Here is a 25,250-nt window from a genome sequence, read left to right on the forward strand (position 1 = left end):
ATGAGAAAGGGCCGGGGTCACTCCCGGCCCTGTTCGTTTCAGCGGACCTCGCTGCCGCCCTTGAACAGGCGGAGTGCCTTGCCCTGGACGGGCAAGCCGTCGAACGGGGTGTTGCCCGCCTTGCCCGGCATGGTGTCGGCGACGATCTGCCACGGCGCTTCGGGATCGATCAGCACCAGGTCGGCGGGCATGCCCGGAGCGAGCGTGCCGGTGTCGATGCCGAGGATCCGCGCCGGGTTGCGCGCGACGAGGGTGAACAGGCGGTCGAGCGTCACATGCCCCTCACGCACCAGTCCCAACCCCAGCGTTAGCAGTGTCGCGGCACCGGCCATGCCCGGCGTCGCATCGGCGAACGGCAGGCGCTTTTCCTCCGGCCCGCGTGGGTCGTGGCCGGAGCAGAGGACGTCGATTGTCCCGTCGGCGAGCGCGGCGAGCGCGGCAAGTCGGTCGCTGTCGTCGCGCAGCGGCGGGGACAGGCGCGCGAAGGTGCGGAAGTCCGACAGGTTGATGTCGGACAGCAGCAGATGCGCTGGCGTAATGCCACAGGTGACACCCACGCCCCGCGCCTTTGCCGCGCGGACAAGTGCGAACGCGGCGGCGGTGGTCAGCTGACGGAAATGGACCGCCGCGCCGGTCGCTTCGGCAAGGGTGAGATCGCGCTGGACCGCCAGTGCCTCCGCAATTGCGGGGGCAGCGGGGAGGCCGAGCCGGGTCGCAGTCTCGCCTTCGGTCGCCACAGCGTTGCGCGTCAGCCCGGCATCTTCGGCGTGCGAGATAACGACCAGCCCGCAATCGCGGGCATAGGCAAGGACGCGGCGCATCACGCCGCTATCGGCGATCCACCCACGCCCGGTGCCTACGGCGCGCGCGCCGACATCCGTGTTGGTCGCATACTCGGCGAGGTCCACGCCCTCCAGCCCGCGCGTCGCAGCGGCGATCGGGTGGACCCAGAGTTCGGGCTTGCCCATGTCGGCGGCGCGCTGGACGAGGCCGGGGCCGTCGAGCACGGGCGACTGATCGGGCATCAGCCCGATGCGTGCGATCCCGCCGGCGCGGCACGCCGCCTTGTCCATCGCAAACACGCCGAGATCGGTGAGGGCGGGGGCGAGCAGCTTGCCGCCGCAGTCGATGACCTCGGCTCCCTCGGGCGCGCTGTCGACGATCCGTTCCTCGGCGACGAACAGGTCGCCGCTGCGCTCGCCACCCTCTGGGCAGACCAGCCGGGCGTTGCGGAAGATGCGGTTCATGCCCAGCCCTCCACGCCGCGCGCGCGCCGGGTCAGCACGTCGAGGCACGCCATGCGCACCGCGACGCCCATTTCGACCTGTTCGGTGATCGCGGAGCGGCCAGGCAGGTCGGCGACGACTGAGTCGATTTCGACCCCGCGATTCATCGGGCCGGGGTGCATGACCAGCGCATCGGGCTTGGCACGCTTGAGGCGTTCAAGTGTCAGGCCGTAGTTGAGGTGATATTCGCGGGTCGAGGGGATGTAGGCCCCGGACATCCGCTCATTCTGCAGCCGCAACATCATCACCACGTCCGCCCCCTCCAGCGCCGCATCGAAATCGGTGAAGGGGGTGACGTGCATCTTCTCGATCGCGGCGGGCATCAGCGTCGAGGGGGCGACGACGCGCACCTCTGCCGCCAGCGCGGTGAGCGCGAGGATGTTCGAGCGCGCGACGCGGCTGTGCAGGATGTCGCCGCAGATCACCACGCGCTGATGCGCGATGCTGCCCCGGCGGCGGCGGATGGTGAGGGCGTCGAGCAGCGCCTGGGTCGGATGCTCATGGCTGCCGTCGCCGGCGTTGAGCACCGGGCAATCGACCTTGTCGGCAATCAGCTGCACCGCGCCGGACGACATGTGCCGGATCACGATCACGTCCGCGCGCATCGCGTTGAGCGTCATCGCGGTGTCGATCAGCGTCTCACCCTTCTTCACGCTCGACTGTGCGGCGTGCATGTTGACGACGTCGGCGCCAAGCCGCTTGCCCGCAATCTCGAAGCTCAGCAGCGTGCGGGTCGAGTTCTCGAAAAAGGCGTTGATCTGGGTCAACCCGTCGAGGCGATGATCGCTGGGCGCGCGGTTGCGGTTCGCCTCGATCCACTGTTCCGCCTCGTCGAGCAGGAACAGGATTTCGTGCGGCTGAAGCCCGGAAATGCCCGTCAGGTGCGCGTGCGGGAACACGGCACGCCCCTGAATCTGGGCGCCGGGGCGATGATCGATCGGCGGTTGCATTAAAGGCGCGGGTTAGCGAGGCGGGGAGGGCAAGTCTAGCCTGTGGTCAAAGCGTCGATCGCCCCTTGCAGGATGTAGCTTGCCGCGAGCTTGTCGACCCGTTCGGCGCGTTTGGCGCGGGAGAGGTCTTCGGCGATCATCTGACGCTCGACCGCGGCGGTGGACCAGCGTTCGTCCCACAGGAAGATCGGGAGGTTCAGGTCGGCGAGGTTGCGGGCGAAGGCGCGGGTCGATTGCGTGCGCGGGCTGTCGGTCCCGTCGAGGTTAAGGGGAAGGCCGATGACCAGCCCTTTCACCTGTTGCTGACCGATCAGGGCGACCAGCTCGGCCTTGTCGGCGGTGAATTTGGTGCGCTTGATCAGATGCGCGGGGCTGGCGAAGGACCAGCCGGCGTCGCACAGGGCAGTGCCGATCGTCTTGGTCCCGACATCGAGGCCGAGCAGGCGCCCGCCGTCGGGCAGGGCGTCCCGGAATGCAGCGGCGTCGGTGGTGATCATCCCGCCGTGCGGCGTCCGAAGGGCGCGAAAATGTCGATCCACGCGCTGCGCCGGTCGCGGTGCGCCTTGAGCCGACGCTCGGCATCGGCGCGGACATTGCTCCAGAACAGGGTGTAGTCGAACACATGATAATTGTTGCCGGGCAGGACATATTGCCCGCCAACCCCCGACGGCACCGTGCCAAGCATCAGGAACCCGCGACCGTCACAGCGCAGCGTAGTCTTGTTCTTCGCCAGCGTGGCCGACGACAGGTCGGATGCTGGAAGCAGATTGCCGACATCGAACATTGCCGCGTCCTTCGCCGCTGGAGTTCCGGTGACAGGGTTGCTGCAGATCATCGCCGTGCCCTTGCGCGGCGCGCCGGTGAAGCCGGTCGAGGCATCGAAGGTGTCGAGGATCAGCGACGGGTCGGCGGGCTCGGCAAAGCTCTGCCACGACAGGATGCAGCCGCTCTGGTCGGCGGCTGTGCATTCGGGCAGGCCAAGCGCGGGCAGGTCGGCGGTCTGCGACACCGGCCAGCCAATGACATAGGCCGCGACGATCCGCTTTGCGAGCGGCTTGCCCGCCACGCGGTCGCGGAGCAGGCGGGTGAGGTGGAGCGCGCCCTGACTATGCCCGGCCAGGATGATCGGGCGGTCGCCGGCTTCCTTCAAGAACTGGTCGAATGCGGCGGTGATGTCGCGGTAGGCGAGATCGAGCGCCTGTTGCGCATCCGCCTTGGTGGTGAGGAACGCGCCAAAGGTCGCCTGACGATAGCGCGGCGCCCAGATCGCGCCTGCGCCGTTGAACGCGCTTGCTTGGCCGCGCAGGAACAGGTTGGCGCGGTCGGTCGCCTCCTTGTCGTCGAGCGGCGCGTTCCATTTCGCGCGGTTGAGGTAGGAGGTCGGGTGGAGGAAGAAGACGGCCGCCTCGGGCTTGGCGGCGGGCTTGATCCCTCGCGGCGTCCATAGTGCGGGGTTGCCGCGCTTGTCGGGGCGGGCGAGCCACATATCGGCGCGGGCATAGCTGTCAGCCGGAAGTGCCGCCTGCGATTCGAAGCGGCCGCCGGGGACCATGGCCTGCCGCAGCAGCTCCACACCCCAGATCCGGTACGCAAAGGTCGCTGCAAGCGCGAGCACGATCAACACCGCCACGATATAGAGGAACTTACGCGCCACGTCGGGCTCTCCATTGTGCAATGCAGCATGACGCGCTGCCGGGCAATCGCTTTCCGTTGCGCGATGGTTGCGAAGGATGCAACCTTGGTGGGCGCAATCGAAGGGGGCAGGGGATGAACGAAGCGGTCGAACAACGGGACGAACGTTGGCCATTGCTGCCGCCGATCCTCGCCGCGCTGGGACTGGCTGCGGGGCTGATCGCGCACTGGATCATCGGAACCGGCTATCAGGCGGAGATCAGCGCGGTACGACTCGCGCTGCTGAGCTTTGTCAGCGTGTCGGCGATCCTGTTCGGTTTCGTCGTGATTCGCACCGATCTGATCCGTTCGGGGATCTTCGCGGTCGGCTGCGGGGCGGTCGCGGCGCTGATCCTCTATTTCAACGGCGCGACATCGGGGTGGAGCGCGACCGAGGGCTGGCGGCTCGTCTGCCTCGCGCTCGCTATCGGCATCGCCGCGCCGCTGTTTCAGGCGGGGCGTGAGGGCGGGTTTCGGCCTCTGTCCTATCCTCTGGCGCACGATCACGCCTGGACCAATGCGGTGCTGTGGTGCCTCAGCTGGGCGTTTGTCGGCGTCGTCATGCTGCTGTCGTTCCTGCTTGCCGCTTTGTTCGAACTGATCGGGATCGAGCTGCTCAGCGACCTGCTTGAAAAGGAATGGTTCTGGCGCGGGCTGGTCGGGCTGTCCTTCGGCTTGGGTCTCGCCTTGTTGCGTGAACAGCGGCGGATCGTCGGCTTGCTCCAGAATGTCGCGATGCTGGTGCTGGGCGTGCTCGCGCCGGTGCTGGCGGTGGGGCTCGGGCTATTCCTGATCGCGCTGCCATTCACCGGATTGCAGCCTTTGTGGGAGGCGACCAAGGCTACCACGCCGATCCTGCTCGCCTGCGCGGTCGGGGCGTTGTTGCTGGTTAATGCGGTGATCGGCAATGGTGGTGACGATGCGCCGCGCAATCGCGTGCTGCGCTGGGCGGCGTTGGTGCTGGCAGTGGCGATCCTGCCGCTGGTCGGGATTGCCGCCGTCGCGACCGGGCTGCGCATCGGGCAGTATGGCTTCACGCCGGAGCGGTTGTGGGGTCTGACCTTCGTCGTCATCGCGAGCGTCGTGGCGGTCGCGTACATCGCCAGCGTGATCCGCGGACGCGGTGGCTGGGCGGAGCGGGTGCGGCCCGCTAACCTGCATCTGGCGATGATCGTGTGCGGCGTCGCACTGCTGCTCGCGACGCCGCTGGTGAGCTTCAACGCGATCTCGGCCCGCGATCAGGTTGCGCGGCTGGAGTCGGGTAAGGTGTCGCCGGACAAGTTCGACTGGGCGGCGCTGGCGTTCGATTTTGGCGAACCGGGGCGGAAGGCGCTGGAGCGGTTGAACTCTTCCGGCGATGCCAAGACCCGCAAGGCGGCGAACGTTGCAATGGCGGCAAAGACTCGCTGGGAGCTGATGGGAGGCGAGCGCGAACAGGCGCGGCTGTTTGAAGTGGAAAAGCGGGTCCGCATGCTCCCGAGCGCTATTCCCCTTACGCCCGAGCTGCGGGGGATACTGGCCGATTACAAAGTCTGTGGTGACAATGACCAGCGTTGCACCATGTATGTATTCCCCGGCGAGCGGCAGGCACTGATCTACAAGGATTCTTGCGTAACATCCGTAGTAGAGCGGAGTGATGAGGCCACTGGCGTCGATTGGATGTGCCGAAACCCGATCCGGATCGAGTCCACCGACGGAAAATGGCGCTTTCTAGAAACGAGGATTCTGGATTCCGCAAAGAAGGCGGCGCTTAGCGATGGGTATCGCGATGGCAGGATCGAAGTCCGCCCCGTCCAGCGCCGTCAGGTCTTCGTCGGCGGCGTGCCGGTCGGCGATCCGTTCGAATAACCCCGCTTGCTGAAACGGGGGCGTCGCTGCTAGGCGCTCCCGCATGTCCGTAGAACCCGCCACCGTGAAGAAGGTCGCGAGCCTAGCGCGTATCGCGATCAGCGATGCCGACGCCGAGCGGCTCGCGCCTGAGCTCAACAATATCCTCGGCTGGATCGAGCAGCTGGGCGAGGTCGATACTTCGTCCGTCGAGCCGATGACCGCCGTGATCCCCAACACGCTGCGCTTGCGCGACGATGTCGTGAACGACGGCGACATGCGCGACGCGGTGCTGGCAAATGCGCCGCTCGCCGAGCATGGCTTTTTCACCGTGCCCAAGGTGATCGAATAATGACCGACCTCACCAACCTCGGCGTCGCCGCGCTGCGCGACGGCATCCGCACGGGCGAGTTTTCGGCGCGCGAAGTCGCGGACGCCTTCATCGTCAAGGTGAGCGCGGCCAAGCAGCTCAACGCCTTCATCGTCGAAACGCCCGAGCATGCGCTCGCCGCCGCGCGTGAAGCCGACACCGCGCGCGCCGCTGGCGAAACGCTGAAACCCCTGGCTGGCGTGCCGATCGGCATGAAGGACCTGTTCTGCACCAAGGGCGTGCAGACCACCGCCGCCAGCCATATGCTGGAGGGGTTCAAGCCGGTCTATGAATCCACCGTCTCGCAGAAATTGTGGGACGCAGGCGCGGGGATGCTGGGCAAGCTGAACCTCGATCAGTTCGCGATGGGATCGTCGAACGAGACCAGCTATTTCGGCAATGTGATCAGCCCGTGGCGGCGCAAGGATGGCGGCAATGCCCCGCTCGCACCCGGCGGTTCGTCGGGCGGCAGCTCGGCGGCGATCAGCGCGCGGCTCGTGCCCGCAGCGACCGGCACCGACACCGGCGGTTCGATCCGCCAGCCTGCGGCGTTCACCGGCATCAGCGGCATCAAGCCGACCTATGGCCGCTGCTCGCGCTGGGGCGTGGTGGCGTTTGCCTCGTCGCTCGATCAGGCCGGCCCGATGGCGCGCGACGTGCGCGATTGCGCGATCATGCTGGAGGCGATGGCGGGCTTCGACGCCAAGGACGCGACCTCGCTCAAGCTCGACGTACCCAAGTGGGAGCAGGGGCTGAACCCCGATCTGCGCGGCAAGAAGGTCGGGATTCCCAAGGAATATCGCGTCGACGGCATGCCGAGCGAGATCGAGGCGCTGTGGCAGCAGGGCATCGACTGGCTGAAGGATGCGGGCGCGGAGATCGTCGAAGTCTCGCTCCCGCATACCAAGTACGCGCTGCCGGCTTACTACATCATCGCCCCGGCAGAGGCGTCGTCCAACCTCGCCCGCTATGACGGCGTGCGCTATGGCCAGCGCGACCTGCCCGATGGGGCGGGGTTGCAGGACATGTACGCCGCGACCCGCGCCGCCGGGTTCGGCCCGGAGGTGCAGCGCCGCATCCTGATCGGCACCTATGTGCTCTCGGCCGGGTTCTACGATGCGTACTACACCCAGGCGCAGAAGGTCCGCACGCTGATCGCGCGCGATTTCGAGCGGGCGTGGCTGCAGTGCGATCTGCTGCTGACCCCGACCGCGCCGAGTGCCGCGTTCGCACTGGGCGAGAAGAGCGCCGATCCGCTGGCGATGTATTTGAACGACGTCTTCACCGTGCCGTCCTCGCTGGCGGGCATCCCCGCGATGTCGGTGCCGGGCGGGCTGGACAAGGACGGGCTGCCGCTCGGCCTGCAGATCATCGGCAAGCCGCTGGACGAACAGGGCGTGCTCAACGCGAGCCTCGCGATCGAGCAGCGGGCGGGCTTCACGGCGCGGCCGGAGCAGTGGTGGTAGGATGGAAGAAGCGTGCATCGCGATCGTAGCGCTCATCGCTATGCCGATCGCAATGTTCGCAGCCGATCTGTTCGGCCTCTGTGCGGGGCTGGGCTGGGGATATTACTCCAAAAGGCGCCGGGCAAAGCGCGCTGAACGGAAGTTGCAGGCAAATGACTGAATCGACTTATCGCATCAAAGGCGAAACCGGTGAGTGGGAGGTCGTGATCGGCCTGGAGGTCCATGCGCAGGTTACGTCCAACGCCAAGCTGTTTTCGGGCGCGGCTACCGCGTTCGGGGCAGAGCCGAACACGCAGGTTTCCCTCGTCGACGCGGCGATGCCGGGCATGCTGCCGGTACCGAACATCGAGTGTATCCGTCAGGCGGTGCGCACCGGCATGGCGATCGACGCGAAGATCAACAAATGGTCGCGCTTCGACCGCAAGAACTATTTCTACGCCGATCTGCCGCAGGGCTATCAGATCAGCCAGCTCTACCACCCGCTGGTGGGCGAGGGCGCGATCGAGATCGACGTCGATGGCGAGACCAAGACGATCGGCGTCGAGCGCATCCATGTCGAGCAGGATGCCGGCAAGCTGATGCACGACCAGCATCCGCGCCTGTCCTATGTCGACCTCAATCGCAGCGGCGTCGCGCTGATGGAGATCGTGTCGAAGCCCGACATGCGCTCGCCCGCCGAGGCAGGGGCGTATCTTGCCAAGCTGCGCTCGATCCTGCGCTATGTGGGCTCGTGCGACGGCAATATGGACCAGGGTTCGATGCGCGCCGACGTCAACGTCAGCGTGCGCAAGCCCGGCGCGGAGTTCGGCACGCGGACGGAGACCAAGAACGTCAACTCGGTCCGCTTCGTCATGCAGACGGTGGAGATCGAGGCGAAGCGCCAGATCGAGGTGCTGGAGAGCGGCGGCACGATCGTTCAGGAAACGCGCCTGTTCGACCCCGATCGCGGCGAAACTCGGTCGATGCGGTCGAAGGAAGACGCGCACGATTATCGCTATTTCCCCGATCCCGACCTGCTCCCGCTCGAACTGGACGATGCGTTTCTGGACGCGTGCCGCGCGTCGCTGCCCGAACTGCCCGACGCCAAGCGCGCGCGCTACATCGCGGCGGGTGTGACGCCGTATAATGCCGGCGTGCTGACCGCCGAGGTCGAGACCGTGCGCTATTTCGACGCGCTGCTCGACGCGGGTGCCAAGGGTGCGGCGGCTTCGAACTGGGTTACGTCCGAGCTGTTCGGCGCGCTCAACAAGCTGGGCAAGAGCATCGAGGAGTCGCCGGTGAGCGCGGCGCAGGCGGCCGAACTGCTCGGCCTGGTCGCGGATGGCACCATCTCTGGCAGCCTCGCCAAGCAGGTGTTCGAGATCATGCTCGAAACCGGCGATAGTGCGGGCAAGATCGTCGAGGAGCGCGGGCTCAAGCAGACGTCCGACACCGGCGCGATCGAGGCGGTGATCGCCGACGTTCTGGCCAAGAACCCCGGTCAGCTCGAACAGTATCGCGGCGGCAAGGAAGCCCTGTTCGGCTTCTTCGTCGGCCAGACGATGAAGGCGATGGGCGGCAAGGCCAATCCCGGCGTGGTCAACGACCTGCTGAAGAAGGCGCTTGCCGGATAAAGGGCCCCAGCCTCTACTGCGCGGTGTCGTCCTGGTTTCTGGTCACGCCGCCGGTCCCGCCGACGGCCCCGTCGACGCCATCCGGCGGAGATTTGTCCCGAATATTCTCGATGTCGCGGTTGGTTTCATCGACCGCGCGTTCGAGGTCGCTGCGGTGGTCGTGATCGGCTTCGGGCAGGCTGTCCGGGTGCGGGTCAGGGTCGGTCATCGATCGGCATCCTCTCGCCCGGAACAACGCGCCAGCTGGCGAGATGCTCCGGGTAAGCGGTCAATCTGCCGCGCGCGGCAGTTGGGTCAGAACTTCAGCGTTTCCGCCACGCGGCGGTATTTTTCGACATCCTTGTCGAAGAAATAGAGCGCGGGTGCTTCATAGGCGACAAGGTAGAGCTTGCCGCCTATGACCGCGCCAATCGCCTCACCCTTGCGCGACACCTCATCGTCGCGGGTGAAGCTATAGGTAAACCGGATTCCCTTCTGGCCACTGATCGTCGCTGGCTCTTGGCTGTCGATGCTCATCCGGTTGACGCCGTAACGCACGCGATAGGTGGATTCGAGCAGCGCCGGGATATCGGTGATCAGCATGTTGGCCGTCACCTTGGGCAGCGGACGGTTCTTGCGGTCGACTTCGCGCATGATCGGCATGCCAGGCGCAATGCCGCCCAAGAAGGTCACCTTGTTCAGGCCGTCGCCGTCGATCGTCCAGATTTCGGTGTTCTTGCCTTCATTGCGAGTCAGTTTGTTCCACTCGTCGGCGGGAGTGGCCGACATGCTGGACTTGGCGATTGCGGCGCGGGGACCGGGGGGCACCAGGGAGTTGGCGAGCGCGGGTGCACCAGCAAGCAGAGCGATCGCAATCATTGCGGATTTCATGGCAATTTCCTCAATTTTCGATGAGCGACGCGATCGCCTTGGCGTCGCTAGCGTCAGGTTTCAGTCGAAGATATTCTTCCAGCGCCTTGCGGCCCTCGACGCTCTCCCCATTGCGGAGCAGCGCCAGTCCAAGGTTGCGGTGCAGTTCGGGCGCGGCATATCCGGCTACAGCGGCCTGTCGATACAGGTCGCTGGCAGTCTGAAGATCGCGGGGATATCCGCGCGCCCGATACAGCTCGGCGCGCGCGAACAGCAATTCGGGCATTGACCCCCACCGTGTGGCGAGATTGTCGAGCAAATAGGTGGTTCCGCCGAAATCATTCAGCTTGATTTGTGCATCGAGAAACCGCGGCAGATAAGGGGCCATCGCTTCCTGATAGCTCGCTCCACGTGCGTCACCGGATGGACCGATGCGCAGGGCTTCTTTGGCAAGATAGGATGCGCGCGCCAGATGCGTCGGGTGCGTGTCGAAAAATCCTGCGCTATACCGTTGCTTCGGTTTCTGTTTCCGGCCGGCGACCGACGCATCGCTTTCGGCCATCAGCGATTGCCAGACTTCGGACGATGCTTGAGCCGGATAGCCCGCAGCGGAAATATATTTGAGCCCGAGCAGATCGGCCTGCGTTTCCTGTTCCCGGTTGAACTGGAAAAACGAACCCATCAGCGAGATCTGAACATTCCCGCCGCCGGTCGAGTAGCCATAGCTTGCCGCCACTGCCCCCAGCACGCCGATCCATGCGATCACGTCACTGGCCGAACGGCGGGCCTTGAAGCCGGCCAGGCTGTGACGCAGCTCGAAATGGGCGAACTCATGGCCGAGCACCGAAGCCAGCTCGGCTTCGTCCCGCACCCGCAATAATAACCCGGACCACACCTCCATCGCGCCGTTCGGCATCATCGATGCATTGAAGGCGGGCACTTCCATCGCATAGATGCGAACGCCCTTGCACCGGTCCTGACCCACGCTGCGGCAAAGCACCTGCGTCAGATACGATTCCAGCTTGCCGTCGTTGATCCGCAGCGGGCTGTCGCGCAACATCCGTTCGCGCTCGTCTGCCTGCATCCACAGCCCGCGTTCATCGACGGTCGTGGGCTCATAAGCGGGCGTGTAGGCCGGGAGCGCGGATGCCTGATCGGAGCGCGCGGCATGGGTCGGCGCCACCGCGCCGAGCAATAGCGCCGCAACGCCCGACCAGCGCGTCATGGTCATTTCGCCGCTGCCTGCGCTTCGGCCGGCCGACCCGGGAAGCCTTCCAGCAGCTGGGCGACCCGCTTGGCCGCGCCTTCGGGAGTCCGGACATCGCCGCCCATTTCGCGGTCCGCATTGAGCCAGACGAGCTCACCGGTCCGTAGGTCGATCAGTCCGGCATGACCGACATGGACGCCGGACGTGACGCTGACCCCGCCCATCGCGGCAAACAGCTGAAGCATCTTACGACCGGTCGACCCGTACTGATCGTGCGTGTTGATGAACAGCGCATAATCGGCACCTTCCAGCGACTTGAGCTGCGCAAGTCCTGGGCCGATGCCCCACTCGAAACTGTCCTTGCGTTTTTTGGTCGTAAGGCGGTTTCCGGGAAAGAATTGATATTCGATAACCGAATCCGCGACGGCACCGAACAGCCGCGAATACTCCGTAACGACTGCCCCGTCGCCGCTGGCTTGTTCGTCATATTCGACGACCTCGTTGCCGAGACGCGTCTGGTGATCACGAAGCGCCTTGCCGATATATTCGCGCGCCTGCGCGGTCCAATCGGCATTGGGCTCGTTCATCCCGCCTGTCGATTGCGCGCCAACCTGGATGGTGGGCCGCATCAGGACGATGCGCACCGTGCCCGGCTTCAATGTGAATCCCGGCTTGTTCCCCGTCTTTTCCTGTGCGTGCGCGACGCCCGTCAAGCTCAGCATCGCGGCCAACGCCGCGAGCATAAACGCGTGTAGTTTCACTGAATTTCCCCCTGGTCTGCCGAAGACTTATCAAAGCAGTTGCAAAAGGGAAGCGGTCAGTTTGTCGATTTTCCGGTCTGCGCAGAGCGCAACTTCAACGTCGGTGCATGGTAACGAACGCGGGGCGGAGCGTGTTCTTACGCCACCGGCTGCACGGGGGTCGAAGGCGGTTCGCCGTCTGGTTGCGGCGCGGGGATGTCGATGTCGGGCGCGGGGGGGACGATCTCCGGCGTCCCGGGTGCGGGCTGGCCCGGCTGGGGCATCGGCGGCGCTTCGGGCGGCGGGATTGACGGCTGGGCAGGGATTGGCGGTTCGACGGGCATGGCGTGTCTCCTATGCCGATCGAACGCCTGCCTGTCGCTTTGGTTCAGCGAACACCGCGCCCTTGGTCTGCCACGCGCGTGATGGATGGATGGATGGCATGCTGGCGCTGCACGCTCTGCAACTGCAGGGATCAATTTCAGGGAATGGTGGACGCACTAGGGCTCGAACCTAGGACCCGCTGATTAAGAGACGCTAGATCGTGGCATATGGTGCAGTTCTATCAGGTAATCAGCTGTATCCGTGTTTGATTGCTGCACCCTTTGCCACATCTTTTAACAACAGGTGATGCCAGTAACTGGCACACAACTGACGTCATCCGATCCAGATTGGTGGCAGCGACGCTCTGGCAGGCAAGGTTGTCTCGTGCCAGGAGTTTAGTCACTCCGAGAGATTCTCCGCAGGTGAGCCTTGGCCGATAAGGTCGTCAATCGTTCTCGCGAGCGTGTCGAGTGAAAATGGCTTGGTAATCATCGACATGTTTTCGCCAAGGAAGTCAGCGCGCCGGGTCGCCTGTTCGGCGTAGCCCGTGATAAACAGAATTGGCATATCCGGTCGATGCAACCGCGCCGCCTCAGCGAGATCGCGCCCGTTCATGCCCGGCATCCCAATGTCGGACACCATGAGGTCGATCCGTTGGTCAGACGCCAAGAGTGGGAGCGCAGCGGTAGGTTCCGAAACCTCGAGCGCCTCATACTGAAGTTCCTGAAGCACTTCGCAGACGAGCATTCTTACCGCGTGGTCATCTTCTACGATTAGAACGCGCTGACCTGCGCCCGCGCGCATCACCACCGGTGCAACTGCCGCGATAGTCGGGCGCGTGTGGGTAGTTGGTAAGTACAGTTTGACCGACGTTCCCAAACCGGCATTGCTGTGGATCCGCACCGCACCGCCGCTCTGTTGCGCAAATCCATAGACCATCGACAGGCCCAGGCCTGTTCCATGACCTTGCGGCTTCGTTGTAAAGAAGGGATCGAATACCTTTTCGAGCACGTCGGCGGGAATGCCAGTGCCGGTGTCAGTGACCGATACCAAGACGAACTCCCCCTGCGGCACTCCTGGTCGGATCAGATGCTGCTCCGCGTCAACGTGGACAACGGCGGTCTCGATAGTGAGTTGCCCGCCCGTGAGCATCGCGTCGCGTGCGTTAATCGCGAGGTTGAGGAGCGCGTTTTCAAGCTGATTGGCGTCGGCCATCGCGTACGGGAGGTCGTTGCCAAACGCGAGATCGAGCTTGATTTGTTCAGGGAGCGCATTCTCGATCAGCGGTGACATAGATTTGATCAATGCGTTGATGTCGAGCGGGCTTGGATCCAGCGACTGCCGCCGCGAAAACGCCAGCAGCCGGTGCGTCAGCGACGCCGCGCGCTCTGCCGATGCGGTGGCTGCGTCGATATAGCGGTCGATCTCGTCGATACGCCCGACGGCGATCTTGCGCCGTAACAAGTCAAGCGGTCCAATGATCCCCGTCAGCATATTGTTGAAATCGTGGGCAATGCCACCGGTCAACTGGCCAACGGCTTCCATCTTCTGGCTTTGACGCAGGGAGGCCTCGGCACGCTCACGCTCGGCGATCTCCGACTGGAGGCGCACCAGAGTGTGTTCAAGCTCCGCGGTCCGCTCGCGAACTTGTTTTTCAAGCTGCTCCGCAGAATCGGCGAGCGCGCGGCGCTGCTGATAGAGTTCGAGAAACACATTGGCCTTGCTTCGGAGGATATCGGGCTCGATCGGCTTTTGGATGAAGTCGACAGCGCCCGCCTCGTATCCGCGAAAGCGCCGTTGGGTGTCGGCGCTTCCGGCAGTGACGAAGATGATCGGGACATTCTGGGTGCGTCCGTTTCCGCGCATTAATTCTGCCAGTTCGAATCCATCCATGCCCGGCATCTGCACGTCGAGCAGCGCGAGCGCGACTTCATGCTGCAAAAGGAGTTCCAGTGCCTGCTCGCCCGATCGCGCGCGCAGAAAGGACAGGCCGTCCCGGCGCAGCAGCGCTTCAAGCGCGAGCAGATTCTCCTCGAGGTCGTCGACGATCAAAAAATGGATCGGTTGGGTCGCGTTGCTCATGATCTTCCAAGCTCAAGGAGATGTTCGGCGATCGCGTCGAGCGACATTGTAGTCGCGTTCGCACAGCGGGCGAGCGCTGCCGTCGGCATCGCTGAGGCATAGGCGGTCGCGGGATCTTCGACCAGCACCATGCCGCCCGAACGCGAAATCGCGGCGGCACCGCGCGCGCCGTCGTCATTCGCGCCGGTCAGGACGATCCCGGTGAGGCCAGACCCGTAGGAATCGGCGGCGCTTTCAAACAGGACGTCGATCGAGGGTCGGGAAAACAGCACCGGTTCGTCGGTGGACAGGGCAATGCTCAGGCCCGCCTCTACGAGCATGTGATAGCCGGGCGGGGCGATATACACCGTTGCCGGTGCAATTGGCTCCTTATCCTCCGGCTCTCGAAAAGCGATCGCGCTCTTGTTGGCGAATAGAGGAAGCAATCCGGAAGGACCCTCGGGCACATGCACCACAACCAGCACGGGCAGGGAATAGTTCGCGGGGAGGCGCGATAGGATCACGGAAAGCGCCTGCACGGCACCAGCCGACGCACCGACCACGATTGCCTGTGGGCGCGCGGCGCTCACCCGTCCCGCCGCTGGTAAATTTTTTCTTCGCGGACGAAGTCGCTGAACGCGTCCGCATGCGCGGAGAAGCGCAGCGTTTCTTTGGAGCCAAGACCGAGAAATCCCCGCCGCGTCAGGGAATCCTTGAATAATCCGACTGCCCGATCCTGCAAGTTCCGGTCGAAATAGATCATGACGTTGCGGCACGACACAAATTGGCACTCGGCAAATACCGCGTCTGTCACCAGGCTGTGATCGGAGAACACCACTTGCGCGCGCAGCTTCTTGTCGAAGACGGCGCGGCCATAGGCTGTGGTGTAATAGTCGGAAAGTGAGGCCTTGCCTCCCGCGCGCTGATGATTTCGCGTGAAGGTCGCGAGACGATCCAGCGCATAGACGCCGCTCTGCGCCGCTTCGAGCGCCGCAGGGTTGATGTCCGTCGCATAGATCAGCGCGCGATCGAGCAGGCCTTCCTCATGCAGCATAATTGCGAAGGAATAGAGTTCCTCGCCGTGGCTGCATCCGGCGATCCAGAGCTTGAGCGAGGGATAGGTACGCAGGTGCGGCAGCACCTGTTCGCGGATCGCACGGAAATACCCCGGATCGCGAAACATCTCGCTCACCTGGACCGTCAGATAGTCGAGCAGGCGCGTGACGAGCCCGTCGCTGTGTAGCAGCGCCTGCTGCATTGCCGTGAAGTCGGAAAAGCCGAGTTGCTCGCGCGCCTGGCGCAAGCGCCGCTTGATCGACGCCCGCGCATAATGGCGAAAGTCGTAATGATAGCGCCGGAACAGTGCCTCCAGCAGCAGGTGGATTTCGATATCCTCGACCGCTTCGGTCGATCCCCGGGTCAACGCGGCATCCATACGCGCACCAGCGAGAGGAGTTTGTCGACGTCGAGCGGCTTGGCCATGTAATCATTGGCGCCGGCGGCGAGGCAATTGGCCTGATCGTCCGGCATCGCCTTGGCCGTTAACATGATGACCGGGAGCTTTGCCCAGCGCCGGTCGAGCCGCATCCGCCGGGTCGCCTCAAGTCCGTCCATGACGGGCATCATTACGTCCATCAGCACAAGATCGATCGGGTCAGGTGTGCCGGCGGCGCCGTCGAGCGCGTCGAGCGCTTCCTGGCCATTGCGCGCAATCGCAACCTTAGCACCGCGCGGCTCGAGAATGTTGGTCAGCGAGTAAACGTTCCGGACGTCGTCCTCGACGACCAGAATTCGCCGTCCCTCGAGCACCGCGTCGCGATGCCGCGCCTGCTGTATCATCTTCTGCTGCTCGGGCGGGAGCTCGGACACGACCTGGTGCAGGAACAGCGTCACCTCGTCGAGCAGGCGCTCGGGCGATTTCGCGCCCTTGATGATGATGGAGCTCGAATAGCGCCGCAGTTTCTGCTCGTCCTCGCGCGACAGATCGTGGCCAGTATAGACGATGACCGGCGGAAAGCTGTGCGCAGCGTCCTCGCTGAGGGTTTCAAACAATGAGAAGCCGGACGCGTCGGGCAGCGTGAGGTCGAGCACCATGCAATCGAACGTCTGCTCGCGCAGGAGCTGCAGGCATTCGGCAGCGGTGCCTGCGCCGACGGTCTCGACCTCGGGCCCGGCCAACAGCTTGCCCACCGCGTCGCGTTGCACCGGATCGTCCTCGACGATCAACACGCGACGGACGGTGCGGCTCAGCTGTGCCTCCAGCGTCTCCAGTGCGCTGGCCAAATCTTCTCGCTTCACCGGCTTGAGCAGATAGCCCATCGCGCCGAGCGAAAAGGCGGTCTGTGTCTGGTCGCTGGCCGATACGACATGAATCGGGATGTGGCGCGTGGCATCTTCGCGTTTGAGCCGGTCGAGCACGGCTAGGCCTGACTGGTCGGGCAAGCCAAGGTCCAGCACGATTGCGCTGGGTCGATGCTGGCGGGAGAGGGCAAGCGCCTCTTCGGCAGTGCCGGCGACCAGGGTCTGGAATCCGGCCTCACGCGACAGGTCGCGCACGATCCCGGCAAAAACCTGATCGTCCTCGACCACCAGCAGCACGCGGCGCGCGCCCTCCAGCCGGTCGCGGTCGTCCTCGACCGGCGCAAGCCGCTGCGTCCGGCGCGGCGGGGCGATGGCGGGCGTCGAAGCGGAGGCGGCCGCCGCAGCAGGTTCGGCGCGCGCTTCGACCAGCGCGGGATCGTAATCGAGGGGGATGGTGACCGTGAAGCTGCTGCCGGCGCCGGGCGCGCTCTTGAGCGCGATCGATCCGCCGAGCAGTCGCGTCAGCTCCCGCGAGATCGACAGTCCCAGGCCGGTTCCGCCGAACCTGCGGTTGATCGCCCCGTCCGCCTGGCGGAACGCATCGAAGATCGCCTGATGCTGTTCGGGCGAAATGCCGATGCCGGTGTCGGTGACGGTCAGCGCCAGCCGATCCTCCCCCACCGGCGCGATCGCGAGCGATACGCCGCCCGCCTCGGTAAATTTGAACGCGTTGGAGAGCAGGTTCTTGAGAACCTGTTCCAGCCGCTGGCGGTCGGTACCGATCGCGCTCGGTGCATCGCTCGCGACGTCGATGTCGAACGACAGCCCGCGGTCACGCGCGATCGGATCGAAGGTCTGGCGCAGATCGGCGGTCAGGCGCGCCAGCGTCACCGCCTGCGCATCGATCTCGACATGCCCCGCCTCGATTTTCGACAGGTCCAGAATATCGTTGATCAGGTTGAGAAGGTCGTTGCCCGATGCCTGGATCGTCCGGGCATATTGGGTCTGCTCGTCGGTTAGGTTCCCATTCGGATTGTCGCCGAGCAGCTTCGACAGGATCAGCAAGGAGTTGAGCGGCGTGCGCAGCTCATGGCTCATATTGGCGAGGAAATCGGACTTGTACTGACTTGCCTGTTCCAGCTCGCGCGCTTTGAGCTCGACCGCAGCACTGGTCCGCGCAAGGTCGTCGCGCTGTGCTTCGAGCAGCTGCGCCTGTTCCTCCAGTTGCGTGTTGGCTTGTTCGAGTTCGACCTGCTGCTGCTCCAGCCGCACTGCCGATTCCCTGAGCGCGCGCCCCTGCTCCTCAAGCTCCTCGTTCGAAACCCTGAGCTCCTCGCTTTGAACCTGCAGCTCTTCCGACTGGCGCTGCGTCTCGTCGAGCAGTGCTTGCAACTCGCTGCGATACTTGGCGGACCGCAGCGCGACACCGGCGGGCTGGGCGATACGCTCCAGAAACTCGAGCACGCCGGGAGCGACAGGATGCAGAAAGCCAAGCTCGATCACGGCGTTTACAGCGCCATCGGCGTTGAGCGGCGCAATGACGAGGTGTCGTGGCGTATCGCGCCCCAGCGCGGAGCCAAGCGTCAGATACCCCTCGGGCACATCGTCGAGCACCACGGAGGCGCCGTCAGCCGCGGCCCGACCGAGCATCCCTTCACGCAAGCGAAAGCGATCGGTCACAATGGCATCGCCAGGCACCCCCAGCGTCGCCACCCGCTCGAACGCGCCGTGTTCACCCTTGAACAACACGCTCGCCTGCGCGCCGAGATAGGGGGTAAGGAAGTCGAGGATACTGTCGCTGAGCTGGTGCACCGTTTTGTCGCCCAGCATCGCCTGGCCAAGTCCGACCTCACCCGCCTGCAGCCAGTCTTGGCGCTGGCGTGCAACGGTGCTGCGGTGGACCAGGAAGCCGACCGCGAGCGTCAGGCCGATTCCCAGAATCGCAGCGAGGATGCCGCTGAGCATCGCGGTCGAATACGCGCTGTCCATCTGCTGCAGTCGGCCCATCCGCAGGCGACGCTCCTCGGCCCGCATTGCATCGATCTGCGCGCGCAACGCGTCCATCTGGACCTTGCCACGATCGGTGGTGACGACATCCAGTGCGGCCGAAACGCCCCGCGTGCGGCGCAGTTCGATTGTCTCGCGCAGTTCAGCGAAGCGCGCAGCCAGCTGGGGCTTGAGTCGGCGCAGAGCCAGTTGTTGTACCGGATTGTCGCTGGTCAGCGACTGGATCGCGACAACGCTCGCGTCAGCCCGCGCAATCGCGTCCTGATAGGGCTCGAGATAGCGTTTATCACCTGTGAGCAGGAAGCCGCGCTGGCCGGTTTCGGCATCCTGCGTCGCCGAAAGCAGGTTGCCAAGTTCGGTGATCACGTCGTGCGTGTGAACAACCTTGGCGGTATCGGCGCGTAGCGCCAGCATATTCGAATAGGTGACGGCCCCGGTAATCAGGAAAAACAGAAGCGCGCCGGCGACCCCCAAAGCGGTACCCAACCCGATCCGGGTACGCGAATATGGCGCTGCGTGAGTCGAGGCCTTGGTCATCTAGCTGAAATTCCTGGAACGAGATCATCCTTCCGCTTCCACGGCAAGCCCGCCAGTGCAAGTCGGAACTGCGCGTGAGGTGACTCGCGTCAAACGCACAGCGGTTCGAGCGAGGAGTAAAGCCAAGTATTGATTTTCGGTCGCCCATCGAGCCCTGTGGCTCAGCCCCCTTGGTCAACGTCGATGAACGCGAATGGGTTCAAGCCGTTCGCACGCCGGCTGCTGTAACTCGGCGGGCGCGGTTTCGTTCCGAAGTCCCGCTGCATGGCTACAAGTACCCGGCTTGCATGGTTGGGTCGTTCTGGACGGGCGACCCCAAGCTTATTCAGGGGCACCCCCCACCGCCTGAAACAGCCCAACCATTGCCGTCAGTTTGTCCGCACGCGCCTGGACGAGGGATAACTCTACCCCGAGTAGTGCGCGCTGTGCATCGATCTGTTCGAGATACGGTGTGTAGCCGGCGCGGTACCGGTTCTGCGCGTGGCGCAGTGCGTCCGCGACCGCTTTTTGCTGCGCCACCAGCGCCACTTCCTGCTCGCGCAGATTTGCCAGCACCGCCATCCGGTCCTCAACTTCGCGAAAGGCGTTGAGCACGACCGAACGATAATTCCACGCGGCCTGGTCGCGCTGTGCGGTCACCCCGTCGAGCTGTGCCTGGAGCCTTCCGCCCTGAAAGATCGGGGCAAGCACGCTTCCGCCGAGCGACCAGACGCTGATCGGGTTGGCGAGCAGGTCGGAGAGGACGACGCCTGCGCTCGCCCCCAGATTAATCGACGGCATGAACTCGGCGCGCGCCACGCGCATGCGGGCGTCAGCGGCGGCAATCGCATATTCCGCAGCCGCGATGTCGGGGCGTCGTCGCAGCAGCTGTGACGGCAGCGTCGCCGGCGGCGCGGGCTGGCGCAGTTGTTCCAGCGTCCCGCCGCGCGTGATCGCGCCCGGCAACGCGCCGGTCAGCACGGACAGTGCATTTTCCTGTCGCGCAATCTGGGCCTTGAGCTGCGGGAGCAGTTGCACCGTCGCCTGATACTCAGCCTCCGCCTGCCGCAGTTCGAGCTGGGACGTGTAACCGACCTCCGCCCGGTCGCGCGCGAATTTGAGCGCCTTCGCCCGCGCGTCACGCGTCGCCTCCAGCACCTCGAGCCGCTTGTCGAGCGCGAGCAGCGTGATGTAGCCCGTCGCCGTGGCCGCGCTCACCGAAAGCTTGGCGGCTTCCGCGCTCGCTGCACTCGCTGCAACCCCGGCCTTGGCCGCCCCGACCCGCGCCGCATTCTTGCCGAACAGGTCCAGCTCGTACGATGCGCGAAAGGTCGGCTGTGCAGCGACCGATTCCTGCGCGCGCCCGAACGGTGAAACCTCCCGCCGCACGCCGCCTTCGACCCCGGCCCCTACCGACGGTAGCAGATAGCCGCGCGATCCACGCTCAGTGGCGCGCGCCTCCTCGACCCGTGCGGCGGCGACCTGCACATCGGCATTGTTCGCCCGCGCCTGCTCGACCAGCCGGGCAAGCTGGGGATCGCCAAAGCCGTTCCACCAATCCGCCTCAACTGGCGCGGTCACGCCCAGCGGGGTGCGCCATTCGGTCGGCGCCGTGATCGCGCTGCCCAGCGGAACCTGCTGCAACGCGGGGGCGCAGGCGGACAGGGTGAGGGCGGACACCGCCGCCAGGATCAGGGACTTGCGCATGATCTTCATCCCTTGGTGTGAACGGTGGCCACCACCGACATGCCCGGACCAAGTCGGCGCGCCGCCGCCTGCCCCTTGTCGAGGACGATGCGCACCGCGATCCGCTGCGGCACCTTTACGAAATTGCCCGCGCCGGTGTCGGGCTTGACCAGGCTGAACTCGCTGCTCGCGGCCGGCGCGATGCTCTGGACGCGTCCGGTCAGGCGGACACCGCCCAGCGCGTCGATTTCGAGCGTTGCGCGCTGCCCGACCGCCATCTTTGCGGTCTGGGTTTCCTTGAAATTGGCAACCACCCACAGATCGTCGGGCACGATGTACATGAGCTGCGTTCCCGGCGTGACCAATTGTCCGACGCGTGCGGTGACTTCGCTCAGCCGGCCCGCGCGCGCGGCGCGGATTTCGGTGCGCGACAGCTCGAAATCCGCCAGGCCCTTGGTCGCTTCGGCCCCGGCCACCTGCGCTTCCAATGCGCCGCGTCCGACCGTGACCGATCGCACATTCTGCGCCGCGATCGCGCGCTGTGCCTGCGCCTGCCGCACCCCGGCCTGCGCCTGTTGCAGCGCCGCGCGCGCCTGATCGCGCTCGCGCAGCGAAACCGATCCCTCATCCACCAGCTCGGCGATCCGGTTCATGTCCGCCTGCGCCTTTTGCAGGCCCGCACGCGCCGCCGCGACCGCGGCATCCTGCAGGTCGAGCTGAGCCTGAGCCGAACGCAGGCTCTGCGCGCTGTTGGCGAGTGTCGCGCGCTGCGCGGCGGTATTGGCCTCGCCCTGCTGCACCTTTTCGCGGAACGGCTTGTCGTCGATCCGGGCGAGCAGATCGCCCTTCTCCACGCGCTGAAAATCCGCCACCGGCACGTCGACCAGATAGCCGCCGACCTGCGGGCTGACGATCGTCGTGCGCCCCCGGACATAGGCGTTGTTCGTCGTTTGGTTCGCGCCGTCGAACGGCGGCAGACCCCAGGCATAGAGCGCCACCAGCGCCCCGATCACGATCGCAACGACCGCTATTACGATGTTGCGGCGCGATCGTGCCGGCGCCCAGCCGGTCGGTTGCTCCACTGCCGGCGCTTCGTCTTCGCGGGCCACTGCTTCGGGTCCGGGTTCAGCTTCTTTGGTCATTGCGTCGTTCCTGTGCGCATGGCCTCCATGAAGGCCAGTTCCTTGGCGAGCGGATTGCGCCCGCGAATCTTGTTGATGAGCCACGGCACCAGCAGCGCGACAAAGGTCAGCGCGGACAGTGTGCCGATCACGAAAAACACGTCGTTGAACGCGAGCACGGCGGCCTCCCGGCCGACCTCGGCCGAGATGCTCGCCGATGCCGCCTGCTGGCGCAGTGCCGGGTCGAGCTGCACGGGTGCCACCCGCTGCGCCGCGTTGCTCAACGCCTGTGCCAGCGGTGCATTGCCCAGCGTCAGCGTGTTGCCAGCATCGATCAAATGCGTCTTGAGCCGGACTGTATGATAGGCGGACAGCAGTGAAATCCCTGCAAGGCCGCCCAGCGACTGCGAGAGCGAGAAGATCGCGATGAAGCTGACCACGTAATTCTGTCCCGCCGCCAGCGCGCGCAGCATCCCTTCCATCAGCAGCGGGCCCATCGCGAACACCGCGGCGAAGGCGATGGCGGCTTGGGTCAGGTAGAGGTCCTGCGGCCGGCTCATCACGCCGGTGCGGGTATCGGCGAAGGCGGCGATGCAGATCAGCGCCACCGCCACCAGCACCGGCCGGGTCAGGTCGCGCGGATCGAGCCGCGCAACCGATACCATCATCCCGCCAAAGGTGGCACCGGTCAGCACCCAGAAATAACCGACCAGCTGATCATTGCCGAACCCCAGCGCGGCGAACATACCGCTCGCGCCAAAGCCCTGCTCCGCCACCAGAATGCGGACCGTCGCGCCGATCAGCGCCAGGCCCAGGATCGCCCGGCTCGACAACCAGCTGAGGTCCAGCATCGGGCTCTTGCGATTGGCTTCGATCAACAGGCAGCCGCCGATGCCCAGGATCGCCAGCGCGAGGGCATAGCCAAGCCACGGCGTATCCCACCACTCGATCCGCCCCTGGATCAGGAACGCGCACAACGCCGAAACCCCGATCACGAACAGCGCGATGCTGGGGATGTCGAGCAGCTCGAACGTCTTCTTGCGGATGCCCGGCGGCAGCCGCAGCAGCGTGACCAGTCCCAGCCCAAGCAGCGACAATGCGAACTGGAACTGGAATACCCGGCCCATATCGCCATCGACCAGCAAGGCGGGGGATAGCGCACGGGTCAGCGGGAACGCGACCTGCGTCAGTCCGAGCGAGATGACCAGCCCGCCGACCCGTACCGCGGCGGGCAGCCCCTGCATCAGATAGTAGATGGCGAGCGCCGACAGGCCGCTGGCGGTAATCCCGGCAACCGCGCGCGCGGCAAGCTCGGGATAATAGCCCGGCTGGATCATCTGCACGAAATTGGCGGCGACCAACCCGACCATTGCCCAGCGCACGAACATCTGGATGCCAAATTCCTGCCGGACGCGGAACAGCATCATGCTCATGGTAGCATAGGTCGAGTAGAAGGCCACGGTCAGCCATCCGGCCTCGACCGGGGTCAGCGCCAGCTGCGCCTGGAGCGCACCCGCATTGGCCAGCAGAAACCCGTTCTGCGCGCCGCCGAGCAGACCCATGAAAATGCCGATGCCCAGATAGGCGATACGCCGCCGGCGCGGGTGATCCGGGTTGGCGGGCGATCCGGGCAGGATCGGCAGCTCGTGCGGCTTGAACCGGTATCCCGCCGCATGGTCGATCAGGACGGGCCGCTCACTCACAACGCAGCGCCCCCTCCACGAGAGTTGCGTCCAGCGCCGCCGCGAACGCAGCATCGTCGGTAATTTCGTCGACCAGCCGCGTCAGCCGCTCGCGCCGCGCCACCGCGCTTGCTGCGGCGTAGATGAAGTTCGCCACCCGAAACTGCAGATGATCTGGCGCTGGTCTGTCGCAATCGCTGGCCGCCGCGACGGCAAGTTCATAGAAATGGGAATGCAGCGGCGAGGACAGTTCATCCAGCAGCCACCGGGACCGCTCACTGTCGATCGCGATATCGCGCAGCAACAGGCGCGGCACTTCGGGCCGCTCGAGCAGATAGGCGATGAAGCTCCGCATGGCGTGCCGCAACCGTTCGACCGGGGCACGGTCCGCCTCGGCCGCCTGCAGCGCCGCGTGCAGATCGCGCGCCGCTTGCGACACGATCGCCTTCCACAGCCCTTCCTTGCCGCCGAAGCGATAGGCGACCAGCGCGACATCGACCCCAGCATCGCCCGCAATTTCGCGCAGGCTCGTCCCGTCATAGCCCTGCGCGGCAAAGCGCAGCAGCGCCGACCGCGCGATCAACGCGCTGGTATCCGTCTCGGTCTCTTTGGGCCGCCCACGGCCGCGTCTCTCGCTCATGAACTGCTCCTTGCGCGACCAGATCGGTATCCTGCGGCATTAATTCAATACCTGTTGAATAACTTCGCTAGCGCGCGCCCAAGGCGGCGGCAAGGCGCAAGCGCGCCTCGCACGCGCGCTGTTCGCGCACGCTCCCGAACCATCCAGAAAAAACGTTCCGGACGCGAAACTCATTTCGCGCAGACGGGTTCCCACGCTCTGACACGCTCGCGCACTCGTGCCCGGCCCCAACCCGTAAAGGACCCCCACTCATGAAGATCCTGATGATCCTGACCAGCCATGACCAGCTTGGCGACACCGGCAAGAAAACCGGTTTCTGGCTCGAAGAACTCGCCGCCCCCTATTATGTGCTCAAGGACGCGGGACACGACATCACGCTCGCCAGCCCTGCCGGCGGCCAGCCGCCGCTCGATCCAAAATCCGACGAACCGGATGCACAGACCGCGGCGACGGAACGGTTCAAGCAGGACCCCGAGGCTCAGGCACAGCTGGCCTCAACCCTGAAGCTCGCCGATATGGACGTCGCCAGCTTCGATGGCGTCTTCTATCCCGGTGGTCACGGCCCGCTCTGGGACCTCGCGGAAAGCGCGACATCCAAGGCGCTGATCGAAACCGCACTCGTATCAGGCAAGCCGGTCGCGCTGGTTTGCCATGCGCCCGCCGTCCTCAAGTCGGTCACCACGCCAGATGGAGCGCCGATCGTGAAGGGGCGCAAGGTTACCGGCTTTACCAACGCGGAAGAAGAAGCGGTCGGCCTGACCGACATCGTGCCCTTCCTCCTCGAGGACAAGTTGCGCGCACAGGGCGCCGAATTCTCCAGCGGCAGTCCGTTTCAACCCCATATCGTGTCCGATGGGTTGCTGATTACCGGTCAGAACCCGGCATCGAGTGAGGGCGCCGCGCACGCCCTGCTTGCCGCGCTGACGGGCTGAT

Annotated in this window: 22 protein-coding genes; 5 read left to right on the forward strand and 17 right to left on the reverse strand. The window is 65.0% G+C overall.

All coding sequences use genetic code 11. The features are described 5' to 3' along the window. Positions 1-38 precede the first annotated feature (38 nt). From KYX69_RS03510 to KYX69_RS03525, 4 genes are read right to left on the reverse strand one after another with little or no spacing between them, the layout of a single operon-like run. Positions 39-1,247 (reverse strand): dihydroorotase, encoded by a 1,209-nt coding sequence (locus KYX69_RS03510; RefSeq protein ID WP_300493760.1) that lies wholly within the window; start codon positions 1,245-1,247, stop codon positions 39-41. After that, positions 1,244-2,236: an aspartate carbamoyltransferase catalytic subunit gene (locus tag KYX69_RS03515; RefSeq protein WP_300493762.1), complete on the reverse strand. Its 993-nt coding sequence runs from the start codon at positions 2,234-2,236 to the stop codon at positions 1,244-1,246. The genes KYX69_RS03510 and KYX69_RS03515 overlap by 4 nt, the downstream gene beginning before the upstream one ends. 35 nt (positions 2,237-2,271) lie before the next feature. Beyond that, positions 2,272-2,733, reverse strand: coding sequence for a Holliday junction resolvase RuvX (ruvX, locus tag KYX69_RS03520; RefSeq protein ID WP_300493765.1), 462 nt, complete (start codon positions 2,731-2,733; stop codon positions 2,272-2,274). Then, positions 2,730-3,890 carry a DUF3089 domain-containing protein gene (locus tag KYX69_RS03525; RefSeq protein WP_300493768.1) on the reverse strand — a complete coding sequence of 387 codons (1,161 nt, stop codon included), beginning with the start codon at positions 3,888-3,890 and terminating at the stop codon, positions 2,730-2,732. Before KYX69_RS03525 ends, ruvX begins: the two co-directional genes overlap by 4 nt. Before the next feature lie 113 nt (positions 3,891-4,003). Between KYX69_RS03525 and KYX69_RS03530 the strand changes: the two genes are divergently transcribed. The 4 genes from KYX69_RS03530 to gatB all read left to right on the forward strand — a co-directional run bounded on the left by KYX69_RS03530 (position 4,004) and on the right by gatB (position 9,183). Then, the gene (locus tag KYX69_RS03530; RefSeq protein ID WP_300493770.1) at positions 4,004-5,755 is read left to right on the forward strand and encodes a DUF4153 domain-containing protein; all 1,752 of its coding nucleotides are present in this window, start codon (positions 4,004-4,006) and stop codon (positions 5,753-5,755) included. 43 nt (positions 5,756-5,798) lie between these two features. Then, positions 5,799-6,086 (forward strand): Asp-tRNA(Asn)/Glu-tRNA(Gln) amidotransferase subunit GatC, encoded by a 288-nt coding sequence (gene gatC, locus KYX69_RS03535; protein WP_066660166.1) that lies wholly within the window; start codon positions 5,799-5,801, stop codon positions 6,084-6,086. Next, on the forward strand, positions 6,086-7,570 hold the full coding sequence (gatA, locus tag KYX69_RS03540) for an Asp-tRNA(Asn)/Glu-tRNA(Gln) amidotransferase subunit GatA (RefSeq protein ID WP_300493775.1): 1,485 nt from the start codon (positions 6,086-6,088) through the stop codon (positions 7,568-7,570). Before gatC ends, gatA begins: the two co-directional genes overlap by 1 nt. A gap of 152 nt (positions 7,571-7,722) precedes the next feature. Beyond that, entirely contained in the window at positions 7,723-9,183 is a 1,461-nt protein-coding gene (gatB, locus tag KYX69_RS03545; protein WP_300493776.1) for an Asp-tRNA(Asn)/Glu-tRNA(Gln) amidotransferase subunit GatB, read from the forward strand. Positions 9,184-9,196: 13 nt separating this feature from the next. Here gatB and KYX69_RS03550 read toward each other — a convergent pair whose 3' ends face one another. The 13 genes from KYX69_RS03550 to KYX69_RS03610 all read right to left on the reverse strand — a co-directional run bounded on the left by KYX69_RS03550 (position 9,197) and on the right by KYX69_RS03610 (position 24,317). Further along, complete coding sequence (locus tag KYX69_RS03550) at positions 9,197-9,391, reverse strand: hypothetical protein (protein WP_300493778.1); 195 nt, start codon at positions 9,389-9,391, stop codon at positions 9,197-9,199. Positions 9,392-9,477: 86 nt separating this feature from the next. Beyond that, a complete protein-coding gene (locus KYX69_RS03555; protein ID WP_300493780.1) occupies positions 9,478-10,053 on the reverse strand; it encodes a hypothetical protein in 576 nt (191 codons plus the stop codon). Between the two features lie 10 nt (positions 10,054-10,063). Next, positions 10,064-11,263: a M48 family metallopeptidase gene (locus KYX69_RS03560; protein ID WP_300493781.1), complete on the reverse strand. Its 1,200-nt coding sequence runs from the start codon at positions 11,261-11,263 to the stop codon at positions 10,064-10,066. Beyond that, on the reverse strand, positions 11,260-11,961 hold the full coding sequence (locus KYX69_RS03565) for a hypothetical protein (RefSeq protein WP_300493783.1): 702 nt from the start codon (positions 11,959-11,961) through the stop codon (positions 11,260-11,262). Before KYX69_RS03565 ends, KYX69_RS03560 begins: the two co-directional genes overlap by 4 nt. A 176-nt stretch (positions 11,962-12,137) precedes the next feature. Beyond that, positions 12,138-12,323 (reverse strand): hypothetical protein, encoded by a 186-nt coding sequence (locus tag KYX69_RS03570; protein WP_300493786.1) that lies wholly within the window; start codon positions 12,321-12,323, stop codon positions 12,138-12,140. A gap of 379 nt (positions 12,324-12,702) precedes the next feature. Then, entirely contained in the window at positions 12,703-14,385 is a 1,683-nt protein-coding gene (locus KYX69_RS03575; protein WP_300493789.1) for a response regulator, read from the reverse strand. After that, positions 14,382-14,954: a chemotaxis protein CheB gene (locus KYX69_RS03580; protein WP_300493792.1), complete on the reverse strand. Its 573-nt coding sequence runs from the start codon at positions 14,952-14,954 to the stop codon at positions 14,382-14,384. Before KYX69_RS03580 ends, KYX69_RS03575 begins: the two co-directional genes overlap by 4 nt. Beyond that, positions 14,951-15,799: a CheR family methyltransferase gene (locus KYX69_RS03585; RefSeq protein WP_300493794.1), complete on the reverse strand. Its 849-nt coding sequence runs from the start codon at positions 15,797-15,799 to the stop codon at positions 14,951-14,953. Before KYX69_RS03585 ends, KYX69_RS03580 begins: the two co-directional genes overlap by 4 nt. Further along, the gene (locus KYX69_RS03590) at positions 15,784-19,209 is read right to left on the reverse strand and encodes a response regulator (protein ID WP_300493796.1); all 3,426 of its coding nucleotides are present in this window, start codon (positions 19,207-19,209) and stop codon (positions 15,784-15,786) included. The genes KYX69_RS03585 and KYX69_RS03590 overlap by 16 nt, the downstream gene beginning before the upstream one ends. A 321-nt stretch (positions 19,210-19,530) precedes the next feature. Then, positions 19,531-20,895: an efflux transporter outer membrane subunit gene (locus KYX69_RS03595; RefSeq protein WP_300493798.1), complete on the reverse strand. Its 1,365-nt coding sequence runs from the start codon at positions 20,893-20,895 to the stop codon at positions 19,531-19,533. A gap of 5 nt (positions 20,896-20,900) precedes the next feature. After that, positions 20,901-22,016, reverse strand: coding sequence for an HlyD family secretion protein (locus tag KYX69_RS03600; protein WP_300493801.1), 1,116 nt, complete (start codon positions 22,014-22,016; stop codon positions 20,901-20,903). Further along, entirely contained in the window at positions 22,013-23,698 is a 1,686-nt protein-coding gene (locus KYX69_RS03605) for an MFS transporter (RefSeq protein ID WP_300493804.1), read from the reverse strand. Before KYX69_RS03605 ends, KYX69_RS03600 begins: the two co-directional genes overlap by 4 nt. After that, positions 23,691-24,317 carry a TetR/AcrR family transcriptional regulator gene (locus tag KYX69_RS03610; protein ID WP_300493807.1) on the reverse strand — a complete coding sequence of 209 codons (627 nt, stop codon included), beginning with the start codon at positions 24,315-24,317 and terminating at the stop codon, positions 23,691-23,693. The genes KYX69_RS03605 and KYX69_RS03610 overlap by 8 nt, the downstream gene beginning before the upstream one ends. Before the next feature lie 251 nt (positions 24,318-24,568). Here KYX69_RS03610 and KYX69_RS03615 point away from each other — a divergent pair, with 251 nt between their 5' ends. Next, positions 24,569-25,249: a type 1 glutamine amidotransferase domain-containing protein gene (locus KYX69_RS03615; protein WP_300493809.1), complete on the forward strand. Its 681-nt coding sequence runs from the start codon at positions 24,569-24,571 to the stop codon at positions 25,247-25,249. Position 25,250 lies beyond the last annotated feature (1 nt).

It is taken from the genome of Sphingomonas sp. (assembly GCF_030145815.1).
In the GTDB taxonomy this organism is placed as follows: Bacteria; Pseudomonadota; Alphaproteobacteria; order Sphingomonadales; family Sphingomonadaceae; genus Sphingomonas.